The 12969-nt window shown below is 54.0% G+C and carries 11 protein-coding genes; 3 read left to right on the top strand and 8 right to left on the bottom strand.

All coding sequences use genetic code 11. The annotated features are described in order from the left end of the window. Window positions 1-148 precede the first annotated feature (148 nt). A complete protein-coding gene (locus F3J26_RS03705) occupies window positions 149-1510 on the top strand; it encodes a CoA transferase (RefSeq protein WP_166991539.1) in 1362 nt (453 codons plus the stop codon). A 19-nt stretch (window positions 1511-1529) separates the two neighbouring features. On the opposite strand, the gene tcyN is transcribed toward F3J26_RS03705, so the two are convergent. From tcyN to fliA, 6 genes are all read right to left on the bottom strand, one after another. Further along, window positions 1530-2282, bottom strand: a complete 753-nt coding sequence (gene tcyN, locus F3J26_RS03700; RefSeq protein WP_008453828.1) for an L-cystine ABC transporter ATP-binding protein TcyN — start codon at window positions 2280-2282, stop codon at window positions 1530-1532. Further along, window positions 2279-2947, bottom strand: coding sequence for a cystine ABC transporter permease (gene tcyL, locus F3J26_RS03695; RefSeq protein ID WP_008453825.1), 669 nt, complete (start codon window positions 2945-2947; stop codon window positions 2279-2281). Before tcyL ends, tcyN begins: the two co-directional genes overlap by 4 nt. 34 nt (window positions 2948-2981) lie before the next feature. Further along, the gene (gene dcyD / locus F3J26_RS03690) at window positions 2982-3968 is read right to left on the bottom strand and encodes a D-cysteine desulfhydrase (RefSeq protein WP_008453823.1); all 987 of its coding nucleotides are present in this window, start codon (window positions 3966-3968) and stop codon (window positions 2982-2984) included. Between the two features lie 118 nt (window positions 3969-4086). After that, window positions 4087-4887: a cystine ABC transporter substrate-binding protein gene (tcyJ, locus tag F3J26_RS03685; RefSeq protein WP_008453821.1), complete on the bottom strand. Its 801-nt coding sequence runs from the start codon at window positions 4885-4887 to the stop codon at window positions 4087-4089. Between the two features lie 85 nt (window positions 4888-4972). Continuing rightward, window positions 4973-5518: a flagella biosynthesis regulatory protein FliZ gene (gene fliZ, locus F3J26_RS03680; RefSeq protein ID WP_008453818.1), complete on the bottom strand. Its 546-nt coding sequence runs from the start codon at window positions 5516-5518 to the stop codon at window positions 4973-4975. Window positions 5519-5556: 38 nt separating this feature from the next. Then, the gene (gene fliA / locus F3J26_RS03675) at window positions 5557-6276 is read right to left on the bottom strand and encodes an RNA polymerase sigma factor FliA (protein WP_008453816.1); all 720 of its coding nucleotides are present in this window, start codon (window positions 6274-6276) and stop codon (window positions 5557-5559) included. A 387-nt stretch (window positions 6277-6663) separates the two neighbouring features. On the opposite strand from fliA, the gene F3J26_RS03670 reads away from it, so the two are divergent. Beyond that, entirely contained in the window at window positions 6664-7620 is a 957-nt protein-coding gene (locus F3J26_RS03670) for an ATP-grasp domain-containing protein (protein ID WP_286180175.1), read from the top strand. Window positions 7621-7624: 4 nt separating this feature from the next. Further along, on the top strand, window positions 7625-8341 hold the full coding sequence (locus tag F3J26_RS03665; RefSeq protein ID WP_166991536.1) for a methyltransferase domain-containing protein: 717 nt from the start codon (window positions 7625-7627) through the stop codon (window positions 8339-8341). A 72-nt stretch (window positions 8342-8413) separates the two neighbouring features. Here the strand turns inward: F3J26_RS03665 and F3J26_RS03660 are convergent, their stop codons facing one another. Both F3J26_RS03660 and F3J26_RS03655 read right to left on the bottom strand, forming a co-directional pair. Next, on the bottom strand, window positions 8414-9541 hold the full coding sequence (locus tag F3J26_RS03660) for a DegT/DnrJ/EryC1/StrS family aminotransferase (protein ID WP_166991532.1): 1128 nt from the start codon (window positions 9539-9541) through the stop codon (window positions 8414-8416). Between the two features lie 40 nt (window positions 9542-9581). Further along, window positions 9582-12935 carry an O-linked N-acetylglucosamine transferase family protein gene (locus F3J26_RS03655; protein WP_353621171.1) on the bottom strand — a complete coding sequence of 1118 codons (3354 nt, stop codon included), beginning with the start codon at window positions 12933-12935 and terminating at the stop codon, window positions 9582-9584. Between the last annotated feature and the right edge of the window lie 34 nt (window positions 12936-12969).

The following is a 12969-nucleotide window of genomic DNA, read 5'->3' as shown; positions in this document are numbered from 1 at the left end:
CTGGCGTCTCTCCTGGAGCTAAAAAGTATTTCATTAATAGAATGTAATAAGCTAACACATTTATTAAACTAATTAATGTGATTTATGGTTTTTCCGCCATAATTCTTCGGTTTTTACATATGTCAGGAAAAATTTACTGGAGCTCTGTATGGTTAAATCTTCGTTTTCCCTCCTCTTCGGATCAATGGTCCGGGATCTGGGGCTGGAAATCGCTCAGCCGTCAGTGGCCGTGACGGGTCAAGGTGAGCTCAGTTCCCGTTTTCCTGTGACCGAATTCGCCAACGCCAGCCTGGCGACGGCGGGTTGTGCTCTGAGAGCGCTGCTTGCCCGCCCGGATGCGCCGCTTTATATAGACCAGCGGCTGGCCTCATACTGGTTTTCAAGCAGCCATTTCCCCGTGAACCGCGCTCCTGCCGCGCTGTGGGATGAATTTGCCGGGGATTATGCCACTCGGGACGGCTGGATCCGCCTGCATACCAACGCGCCGCATCATCGCCAGGCAATGGAAAGCATCCTGGGTGTGAGCAAGGATAAATCAGCGCTCGCCCAGCGAGTTACCGCGTGGGGAAAAACTGAGCTTGAAGCGGCGATCGTTGCCGCAGGTGGATGCGCGGCAGCGATGTTAAGCCACGACGAATGGCTGAAGCATCCTCATGGGAAAACCGTTGCGGCAGAGCCATTGTTCTGGCAGCAACGCCATGCCGAAGCCCCTCGCCCTGCATTAGCATTGCCACCAGCCCGCCCGCTGGCAGGCCTCCGCGTGCTGGATCTCACTCGTATTATTGCTGGCCCGGTTGCCACCCGATTTTTGGCCGGTCTTGGGGCGCAGGTGCTGCGCCTTGATCCCCCTGAATGGGAAGAGCCGACGCTGGTTGAGGAAGTTACTCTCGGGAAAAAATGCGCGAGGCTCGACCTCAGATCTGCCGAAGGCAGAGAGCGGTTCAAGGCCCTGCTCGCCGATGCCGATGTGCTGGTGCATGGCTACCGGGCGGATGCTCTGGAAGCCCTGGGTTTTGATGCCGAAACCCGACAGCAGCTCTCTCCCGGTCTGATAGACGTGTCGCTCAACGCCTGGGGATGGCACGGGCCGTGGCGTAACCGCCGTGGTTTCGACAGCCTGGTCCAGATGTCCAGCGGTATCGCCGACGCGGGCATGCACTGGAAAAATACCGGGCGGCCTCACCCGCTCCCCGTTCAGGCACTGGATCACGCCACGGGTTACCTGCTTGCCGCTGCAGTGCTAAAAGGCCTCCAGGTCCGACATGAGCAGCGTCAGGGCTACAGCGCACGCCTGTCGCTCGCCCGAACGGCCGCTTTATTAATGTCTTGCCCGGCAGGAGGTCAATCAGCGCTTGCCGCTATCGGCCCGCATGATTACCAGCCGACGATGGAGTGGTCTGCCTTTGGGCTGGGAAACCGGTTGAAGTTCCCGCTGAGGCTGGCAGGCACGCCGGTTATCTGGGGCACACCACCGGCGGCACTCGGCTCCGCGAAAGCCGCCTGGGGGTGAAACCAGGCCTGCCTCGCGGTTACTGGGTCAAAAATTTCTCCAGAAATTGCCGCGTGCGCGGCTGCTGTGGGCTGGCGAAAAGCGCTTTTGCCGGCCCCTGCTCCACAATCTTGCCCTGATCCATGAATATTGCCCGGTCGGCCACATCCCGGGCGAAGCTCATTTCGTGGGTCACAATGACCATGGTGCGTTTCTCATTCGCCAACTGGCGAATAGTATTCAGCACTTCTCCCACCAGCTCAGGATCGAGCGCCGAAGTCGGTTCATCGAACAAAATAACTTCTGGCCGCATGGCCAACGCACGGGCAATCGCCACCCGCTGCTGCTGCCCGCCTGACAGGCGACGTGGGTAGCTGTTCTCTTTCCCGCTTAAGCCCACCTTCTCCAGCAGCTCGCGCGCCCGGACAATGGCTTCTGCTTTCGGCTCGCCCTTAACGATGACCGGGCCTTCAATAATATTTTCCAGCACCGTGCGGTGTGGGAAAAGATTGAAACTCTGGAACACAAACCCCACCTGCTGGCGCAGCGCACGAATTTTCTCTTTCTGCTTTGCCAGAGACTGTCCGGCATCAATCGTGATATTCCCCACCTGAATCGTGCCGCTGTCCGGCTCTTCCAGCAGGTTAATACTGCGCAATAGCGTGGTTTTTCCTGAGCCACTTGGGCCAATGATCGCCACCACTTCGCCAGGTTTAACGTCCAGATCTATGCCGTGCAGCACCGTCTGCCCGTGGAATTTTTTCACCAGTTTTTTAACGTCAATGGCGCTCATTTCGGCTCCCTGTCCTGGCGATTAAGCTGGTTTTCAAAATAGTTTTGCAGCGTGGAGAGCACCGTCGCCATTACCCAGTAGACCAGGGATGCGGCGAGATACATGGTGAACACTTCCAGCGTGCGGGAGGTGATCAGCTGCGCCTGACGGAACAGCTCCGGCACCTGAATGGTGGCCGCCAGCGAGGTGTCCTTCACCAGGCTGATAAAGCTGTTCCCCAGCGGCGGCAGCGCCACGCGGGCCGACTGCGGCAGAATCGCGCGGCGCAGCGTTTGCCAGCGAGTCATCCCGATACTGGCCGCCGCTTCCCACTGGCCTTTATCAATAGAGGCAATGGCCGCCCGAAGGGTTTCAGAGGCGTAAGCCGCCGTGTTTAACGACAGGCCAATCATCGCCGACGGGATAGGATCCAGCTCAATGCCAAACTGCGGCAGCCCGTAATAAATCATAAACAGCTGAGCGATAAGCGGCGTCCCGCGGAAAATGGAAACATAAAAACGCGACAGCAGCGAAAAAGGCCAAAACGCCGACAGGCGCATCAGCGCCAGCATAAACCCGAGGATCAGGCCAAAAAACATCCCGCCGATACTCAGCTGGAGTGTGAAAACCGCCCCTTTAAGCAGATACGGTGCTGAATCCAGCACCAGTTGCAAACTTTCTTGCATGGTGATTCCTGATGATTAAGACCAGACCCGCGTCTTACAGATGCGGATGGTAGGCAAACAGCGCCGGCGCTCCGCCGGTATGAATAAAGGCAATGGGCCCCTGATCCTTAAATCTTTTTTGCGCCACGCCGTCAATAAGCCCGGCCATCGCTTTGCCGGTGTAGACCGGGTCAAGCAGGATGCCTTCAAGTCTGGCCAGCAGCTTCACCGCTTCCATCCCCTCTTCATTCGGCGTGCCGTAGCCTGGCGCGAAATAGTCATCCCACAGAATAATTTCGCTGGTCGCGCTAACCTCAAGCGACTTCGCCACGGCCTGCTGCAGGGCGACAACTTTGGGTTTTTGCTGCGCCACGGTTCTGGACACAGTGACGCCAATCAGCTCCACGTCCGGCATCAACTGCTCAAGGCCGACCGCCAGACCAGCATGCGTCCCCGCACTGCCGGAGGCAACCACCACGGATGACAGGTTCACGGCGTTCTCACACTGCTGAGCAATTTCCAGCGCGCTTTCAACATACCCTAGCGCACCTAACGCATTAGAGCCGCCGACCGGAATAACATAAGGCCGGAATCCCTGCGCTTCCAGACGCGTAGCCACCGCTTCCAGCTGCTTATCCGGGGCGTTCAGCGCCTCGCACATTTCAACTTCGACATTGAAAAGATCGACCAGCAGACGGTTGCCGTTGGTCAGGTAGTTTTCGGCTTTTGTCCCGATAGGGTTTTCAAGCAGCGCCACGCAATGTAGCCCAAGCTTTGCCGCCACCGCCGCCGTCTGGCGAACGTGGTTAGACTGGATAGCGCCTGCAGTGACCAGCGTATCGGCCCCTTCCCGCAGCGCATCCGCCGCCAAAAATTCAAGCTTGCGCAGCTTGTTGCCGCCCATCGCCATCGGCGTCACGTCATCACGTTTAATATAAATTTCACGGCCAAGATAGTCCGAAAAGCGCGGCAAATATTCCAGCGGCGTCGGTGCGCCAATAAATTCCAGACGAGGAAAACGCGTTAGGTGATGCAGTGACATAGGGCCTCCTGAGCCGATATCGATATCCAGTTTTATTATGCACCAGAGAGACAGTTTCCTTCTCTGGAGTAAATAAAAAAAGGTGCTGAAATCAGCACCTTTTCACTGTGATACCGCGCTACTTAGTGACGTCCGCCCCGAACCATTTATCGGACAGCTTAGCCAGAGATCCGTCTTTCTGCATTTCGGCGATAGCCGCATCGATGGCTTTCAGCAGATCTTCATTGCCTTTACGCACGGCAACGCCCGCTTCCTGACGGGAGAACGCATCGCCCGCTACCGCCAGCGTATTGTTGGTTTTCTTAACCAGATCCAGCGCGGCAAGGCGGTCGACCAGAATCGCGTCAATACGACCCACGCGCAGATCCTGATATTTGGTCGGGTCATCATCATAGGTACGGATGTCTACGCCCGGTACGTTTTCACGCAGCCACTGCTCGTAGTTAGTCCCAAGGCCAACGCCCACTTTTTTGCCCTTCAGGTCGGCGGCGGTTTTAATCCCACCTTCGTTGCCCTTCTTCACCAGTGCCTGAATACCGGAGATGGTGTAAGGGGTAGAGAAGTCGTATTTTTTCTTACGTTCGTCGGAAATGGTGACCTGATTAATCACCACATCAATGCGTTTAGAATCTAAAGACGCCAGCATGCCGTCCCATTTGGTCGGCTTCAGCGCGGCTTTAACCCCCAGGTGCTGAGCCAGTTGCTCGGCAAATTCGACTTCAAAGCCGGTCAGCTTGCCGTCATCGCCCTGGAAGCTGAACGGCGGATAAGTGCCTTCCAGCCCCACCAGCAGCGTGCCGCGCTCTTTGACTTTATTCAGAAGATTTTCTGCCGCGAAGGTTTTCACGCTTGCGCCGGCCACCAGAGCAACGGCCAGGACGCCCATCAGCGCCTGACGCCCGATCATTTTTAATTTCATGTTTACCCCGATTATTTACGTTTTTTGTAGTGTAGCGGGCGGCTTCGGGATATATCAAAACCAGTCCGCTACAACTTATGCAAATTTAGTATATATCGGAGGTTGCGCTAATTTCCTGACTCGGGATCGCATGCCCCTGCACCTGGAATTGCCAATATTTGCGTAACGCAATGCGGTAATTATTGGTGCTGGTGCGGGGCAGCCAGGCGTCCAGCGTCTCGTCCAGCAGGCCTTGCAGCGAGCCGGGAAGCGGGACTTTATGCTCACTCAGATGATTACCCAGGCGGCGCAGACGAACCACGTACTCACGGATCGTGCCGTGGCTCATTTCGGTTTGCTCAAACAGATACTGTTTGAAGCCAATAATATCGAAGTAGTTGTTTTGTTCTTTGCAGTGCAAATCACCGCAAAAACGACACAGCGCCATCCACTCTTTCTGCTCGATAAGCCAGGTGGCCTCATCAATAAGCGTATCAAGTTGAGCAATGGTGGCTTTATTGATAATCACCCCGCTGCGCGTGAGCGTGATGCGGTCGAGCAGCTTACTGCAATGTGCACAATGTGTCTGGGTGTGTTTGAAATCTTTGAGATAGCGGCTTAATGGCCGTCTTTTTGACTGCTGCACCGTCATGATAATTCCCAGGTCGTCAGATAATTGTGCGGCACTCCCTACAACTTACCCAGTTTGGTGCGCAAACGCTTGATCGCCTGGCTATGCAACTGGCTAACCCGTGACTCACCCACATCAAGCACCGCACCAATCTCTTTCAGATTCAGCTCTTCCTGGTAATAAAGCGTCAGCACCAGTTGTTCGCGTTCCGGTAAAGCCTCAATGGCTTCCATTACGCGCTGGCGAAGATTGCTGTCCAGTAATTGCTGTAGCGGGTTTGCCTGCTGGTGTTCCTCGGTGACCAGTTCAATGCTATCGCCATGCTCTTCCCGCCACTCGTCATAAGAGAAGAGCTGGCTGTTATTGGTGTCGAGCAACATCTGGCGATACTCTTCGAGCGGGATGTCCAGCCGCTCCGCGACTTCGGTCTCGGTAGCGTTACGCCCCAGCTCTTGCTCCAGTTGACCAATCGCCTGTGCCACACCGCGAGCGTTACGCCTGACGCTTCGCGGCACCCAATCACGGCTGCGCAACTCATCAAGCATCGCCCCACGGATGCGCTGCACCGCGTAGGTAGTAAATGCCGTTCCCTGCAGGGCATCGTAACGTTCGACTGCGTTCAACAACCCGATGCCGCCTGCCTGTAGCAGATCGTCGAGCTCCACACTCGCCGGCAGACGTACCTGCAGGCGCAATGCTTCGTGACGCACAAGCGGTACATAACGCTGCCACAGCGAGTGTTTATCCATTACACCTTCAGCGGTATACAGTGAATTCACGATAAACAGCCCTGCGTTAGTTGAGTTATCGGCATGATTATCCGTTTCTGCAGGGGTTTTAATCGGATGAATAGTGGGTGAAATGGGGGGTTATTTGGAGGTTATGAAGAAATAACCCTCTGGAATTTTAACCATAATGTAAGGCAAAACATGTTCTGGCTTACTTAAAAGTATCAATTGGTTGTTAAATATTAACGTCACATACTATAGCGAAACCGTAGAAATTAAGCCGGAGAATCTATCCTGCAAAAAAAGGATAAAATCATCTGTTATTCCAGGCCTGATCTCTGGCGGGATTATCATACAGTGATAAATATACGCGTCGTTTCTCTGCGGCAAACTTCCTCCTGCCGTCAGGCGAAGCAGATTACAAGACAGGTCATTTACATGAACATTTTAATTACGGCTATAGGGTCAATGTCTGCGCCAGCCGTGATAAGTGCGCTGAAACGCGCATCCCACACCGTCATCGGGTGTGATATCTACCCCGAGCAATGGGTGTATGCCTCTCGTCTGGTCGACGATTTTGTTCAGGTTCCGCGTGCAACGAATAGCCAGGCCTTTATCGAAAGTATCAATGCGATTTGCGACCAGCATCGCATTGACGCCATCATCCCACTAACCGATGTTGAAGTTGACACGCTTTCTGATGCCTGGGGTGAACTGTGTTCGTCCGCCATGCTGGCGCTAATGGCAGCAGAATCTATCGCGGTTGCCAGGGATAAGCTAACCTGGAGCCAACGATTTTCCCATAACGAGGCGTTTCTCTCGCTGCCTACTGTCGCCCTCTCTGAGTCCCAAACGCTTTCCTTTGGTTTCCCGGTTATCCTTAAACAGAGGAATGGCCGCAGCAGCGAAGGGCTTCGCCGCGTAGAGACCCAGGCCGAACTGATTGAGCTACGTCAGCGGCTGAACGGCAACGACTGGATAGTCCAGCCGTATCTGCCGGGAGATGTTCACGTCATTGATATTGTCCGGCAGCGCGAGACCGGCGAATGGGCGGCCGTTGCACGCAAAGAGCTGTTGCGCACCGCGAACGGCGCCGGATTAACCGTTGAGATTGTCCAGGATGAGGCACTGCTCGCCAAAGCGGCAGAAGTTGCCCGCCTGCTCGACCTGAACGGCTGCATCAATATTGAATTTATGCGCCATTCCACCGGGGATTACCTGATGGACATCAACCCCCGCTTCTCAGCCGGGGTCGAATTTTCGGTCATGGCAGGCTACGACATGATTACCAATCATCTTCACTGTTTCACCCGCCAGCCTATTCAACCCGCAGTTGCCGTACAAAACGCCGTCTTTACGCGCCACTACGTCGCTGAGAAATCATTCACAGGATAGAGATATGAGCCAAATAACAGAGCCTGAAAAGCTCACCACGGCCGAGGACTGGGACCATAAATGGCAGGGTATTTTCGACCATTACCAAAACGATCTTCGCCACGCCTACTATATTGATGCGGTCAGAAAAAGTCGTGAAAAGCGGGTTCTGGAGATTGCTGCCGGTAGCTTTCGCGATATCGTCCAGTTGACGAAGCGTGGCGCAGAGGGCCACGGAATAGACTTTTCGCCGGAATCCGTGAGTCTTGCGAAAAAGCTTTATCCCTCCCTGCAGGATCGTTTTTCCGTGATGAATGCCTTCGAGCTGCAGTACCCGGACAAGCATTTTGACATCAGTTACCACAATGGGTTTTGGGGGCTATTTGCGGATGAGGATATCCAAAAAATGGCGCTTGAGCAGGCTCGTATCACTCGCGGCAGAATGATCGTCACGGTACATAACGCCCATAATCAGTCATTTGCTGATTACTTTAACGTGAAAAAAGGGACCGACTCGCTGTTTAACATCCGCTTCTTTACCGTCGAACAGATGCAGGAAATCCTCGGCAAAGTCGCCCGCAAAGTTACCATTATCCCGGTCGGCAAAGGCAAAAAAACGCACGAAGACTGGCTAATACGCCACGGCCTGCATAATCCACTATTGATTAACGGCATGTTCAAATTGTCCGGCCAGCGCTACCTTGAGCGCAGCGAGCGCTTGATGTGTATCGCCGAGCTATAACGACACCGTCGAAGCAGAAAAAAGGGCCTTGTCGCAAGACAAAGCCCTTTTTTATTCCCGCCAATCACCCAGTCAGGCGGCAACGCTTTGCCCCTGAGCAATCCGCCTGACTGCCGTAATAATACGCTGTTGCTCTTCTCCCTCGAGATCCGGGAATATCGGCAAACACAGCACCTTGTTAGCCAGGTCGTTGGCTACCGGCAGATGCTCCGCGGCGGAGGACGGTAAATGCCGGTACATGGCGAAGGAGCTGATGAGCGGATAGAAATAGCGCCGGGTATAAATCCCCTCTTCTTTTAACGCGTCATAAAGTGCGTCGCGGCTCACCGGGAACCGTTCATCTATCAGCACGGGATAGTAAGCGTGGTTCCACTCGTAATCGCTTCTCTGGGTATAAAACTCAAGGCCAGGAATATCGGCCAGACCTTCACAGTAGCGCTGATAAATGTCGGCCCGGGCGCTTAAGGCGCCGTCAATATGCTGGAGCTGCAGCAGGCCAAACGCCGCCTGCACTTCATTCATTTTCGCGTTAATGCCCGGCGCAATTACCGTGGTTTCGTCGGCAAAACCGAAGTTTTTCAGGTAATCAATGCGTTTTTTGGTTCTGGCATCCGGGCAGATAATCGCCCCGCCTTCGATGGTATTAAACACTTTGGTGGCGTGGAAACTCAGGATAGACAAATCACCGCAGTTCAGGACGCTGCTGCCGTTCTGCTTCACACCAAAGGCGTGGGCCGCGTCGTAAATAACTTTGAGGCCATAGGTGTCGGCGATACGTTGAATTTTATCCACGTCGCAGGGAATACCATAACAGTGCACCGGCATAATGGCCGTCGTTTGCGGGGTGATGAGCGCCTCAATCGCATCGGCGTTAATATTGAACGTCTGTGGGTCAATATCGGCAAAGACCGGCGTCAGGCCATTCCACAAGAGGCTGTGCGATGTCGCCACAAAAGAGTAAGGCGTGGTTATCACTTCGCCGCTCAGCCGCAGCGTCTGGAAAGCGGTCAGCAACGCCAGCGTGCCGTTAGAGAACAGCGAAAGATATTTTACGCCCAGATAATCGGCCAGCGCCTGCTCAAGCTGCTGATGAAATGGCCCGTTGTTGGTCAGGTGCTTGTTCCCCCAGATTTGCTCGAGATAAGGAACAAACTCCTCCAGGGGCGGAAGCAGAGGGCTGGTAACAAAAATATTTTTCATAGTACACCTCGGTGTGAAACCAGTTGGCGCGGCCCGCGCCTTATTCCAATACTGTGAACGTACGGTGCGCTTCACCGGCACAGTAAATTCGCCATGCTTCCCGCAATGCGCGTCCAAATGTACCGGCGACGTTAAAGCCATCTGCGGTTTCCGCCGGCATTCTTTCACGCATTGTCATGCGTATTTCATTCAGTTCAGGGAGTCGGTCGCGCCAGCTCAGCGCCTTCTGGATGTAATCCTCTTCGCCGTAGGCAATAAAGTTTTCCAGCCCATGAATGCGCATAATATCGACGCCCTGTCGGGCAGCCATCGTGGCACCGCACAGCGTCAGCGTTGGCACGCCCATCCAGCAGGCGTGGTTACTGGTGGTGCCGCCAGAGTAGGGAAATGCATCCAGTAAAATGTCGATTTCATTGTGGTAAGCCAGATAATCAAGCAGCGGCGCTCTTTTCTTGAATATCAGGCGCGACGGTGCAATACCCAGCAGCTCGAGTTTCCTCGTCATCTCGGCCACCATTTTTTCATCGTTCATAAAACCGATAACAAATTTGGCGTCCGGAGACTGTGCCAGAATTGAGGCCCACACTCTGAGGACTTCATCGTTGATCTTTTTAGGGCGATTAAAGCTGCCGAAAGTGAGGTAACCGTTTTTAAGCGCCGGGAGAGTTTCGATGTCAGGGCTTTGCGGATCGGGCTCAAAGAACTTACGCATCTCAATAAACATGATGCTTTCGGTCAGCTGCTGTTCAAGATCGGCTGGCTCAGCGAGCGTCGCGGTCACAATGCGGTAATCCATCGTTTTCAAACCGGTTGTGCCAGGGTAGCCAATCCAGGAGATTTGCACCGGTGCGGGGCGAAGCGCAAACGCCGGCAGACGGTTGTCAGAGGTGTGGCCCGAGAGATCAAACAGAATATCAATCCCGTCATGATAAACCTGTTCGGCAAGCTGCTGGTTGCTTAGCTTGTCCACCTGCCGCCATAGCACGGAACCGGCTGCAAAATGTTCAGTGACCTCATCATGAACATAAGAGGTGCTGTACCCCACCAGCTCGAAATGATTTCTGTCCAGCCCATCCCAGAACGGCGCCAGGAAGTGGCTCACGGGATGCTTGCGTAAATCTCCGGAAACAAAGCCCACGCGCAGTTTTTTATCAGGATTCTTTATACCCCGATAAGGCAGTTGCAGATGACAGGCCGCGGCCCATGCTCCTACCGTCTCACCGTATTGCAGATGTTTCTGGTAAAGCTGCTCTGCCGTGACCTTATGGTCGTGGGTCATTGCAAACAGCAGTGCGGTAAAGTAATCAAAATTACTCGGTTCCAGCGCTATCGCTTTGTTAAGAAACCAGGCGGCCTCGTCAAGTTTTTGGCTATCGCTGAGAATCACCCCCATCGTGGCATAGTGAATCGCTTTCACCTCGTCGCAGCGCAACGAAACACGAGAGCATTTTTCCGCCAGGGACATTTCACCCAGCTGATAATATGAGTACGCAAGGCTATGCCAGAAATTGACGTTTTTATCTTCCAGCCTTAACAACCCCTGCAGAAGAAGAATCGCGTAATAATGTTGGTTTGTTTTCTGTAGCCCTGTCGCCAGATCGTAATAAATATCCAGACTGGAGAAATAGTGTCCCATCAGCCGACAAAGCACTTCTTTTGCTTCATCCCAGCGATTGGACAGCACAAGCGTTCGCGAATAACAGCGCAGCGCGGCAATATCCTCCGGGTTCTCTTTCAGCAGCTTCTCAGCACAGGTTTTCGCATCCTGAATCTTTTTCTCACGAATTAAACGGTTAATCCGGTCGTAAGTGTCTTCCGTGTGTTCTGATTCACGCTGGGGTAAGTCATTAACATCTTTGCTAAGCAAGCCACCTCGCGATATGGAAACACTCAGCAGCAGCAAATTGTTCAACAGCGGCAGCAAAAATTGTGTTTTCCCCGTACGTAAAAAAAGCTGGTAGTGCTTTTTCCAGGCAGTCGGAGACCCCGTCAACGCGCCTTTTTTACGTAGCGACATAAAACACTGCCACGCCTCGGCATCCACACCGGCTAAACCGTGTTGCAAATAGCGCCATTCTTCCGGCGTGACAGAAAATTCATCGCCCCAGAGGTTTCTATAAACTTGCGAAGCATTCCCTTCTGGCACGCCGTTTTTCAGCGATAAAATGGGCTGTAGCGTGTCATTTTCAGCCCGATCATACGCGCCTGGAGTACAGCGCCAGTAGAGTCCCGCCGGCTGAGTGAGATACAGATCTTCCAGCACTTTCAGCACTGCCTCGCGCACGTCGGTATTGTCTTCCGGCTTGCGGCAGTTAATGACCAACTGTTCAACGCTCAGGCTGAATGGCCAGGCAGCCCCAAGCAGATCCAGAATGCGTAAAGTGATCGGATTCTCACTACTGGATTGCTGCCCATTCCCGCCAATATGGCCGTTGTATATAGCCCCATTCTCGTTCATTTTGCGGCTAAAGTTTCCCGCCCAATAAAGTGATTCGAGGCACGAACTATCGGGCAATGCCGGGAAGTGTTCTTCGGTTATGGTCGCACTGAGCAGACTAAAGCGTTCGGTACGCGATACCGCAAAATCAAGATATTGTTGGGCGGCAATGCGCTGCTGCCCGGCGACGAGGGCGTGTAGCGTTGCGACCTTTTCACCATAAGCGCGCGGCAGCTCATACTGAGGCACGGCATCGCCAGCGTAGTGCAATCCCAGGTCGCTGACCTGATGGCAAAACTCAGTAAAAGACAAGGCTGCCGTGGTCTGAGAGAGATAACGCAGGGTCAGGGCAAGATCGCTCTCTTTCTCAGCCTCTTCAACCTGGGCTTTAAGTGTCCCTTCCGGTAGCGTCATCGCCAGATAGCTCAGCATGCCTCGCGCAGCATTAACCTGAGACTCAGGATCGGCATTCGCGCCCCGGGCTGCATGGTAGCTAAGCGCCTCACGAATGGCCGTGGTCTCAGGTTCGCCGGTGGAGGGATACCAGTGCAGGCAGACCACGCCAGAGGCAGAAAGATTTTGGCGGCACCAGAGCAAGAGTGCCTCTCGCTCCTGGCGGCCGAGTAAAGAGAAAACACCGCGAATCACGATGTAGTCAAACTGCCCGCCTTCGGTGGCGAGAATATCCCCAAGTCCGGCGGAGAACAGCTCAATATTGCTGAGCCCTAATGCCTGAGTATGGCGCTGCCCTGCGGCAATCAAGCTTTCATCAATATCAATCCCCATCACCTGGCTTTCCGGGTACGCCAGCGCGTGGGCCGTAATACATCCTCCCTCGCCGCACCCTATTTCCAGCACGCGAGCGTGCGCAGGCTCCACCGTAGAAAGATGGTAGACGCAGGCCGCAGACTGAATAGCAACGGGCGAAATACGATGATCCGGGTAATACTGACTCACGTTATGCTTATCCATTATTTTGAAGAAATAAATG

This window comes from Enterobacter sp. Ap-867, from assembly GCF_011752855.1.
In the GTDB taxonomy this organism is placed as follows: domain Bacteria; phylum Pseudomonadota; class Gammaproteobacteria; order Enterobacterales; family Enterobacteriaceae; genus Cedecea.
This window is presented reverse-complemented; position numbering and strand designations above follow the sequence as displayed.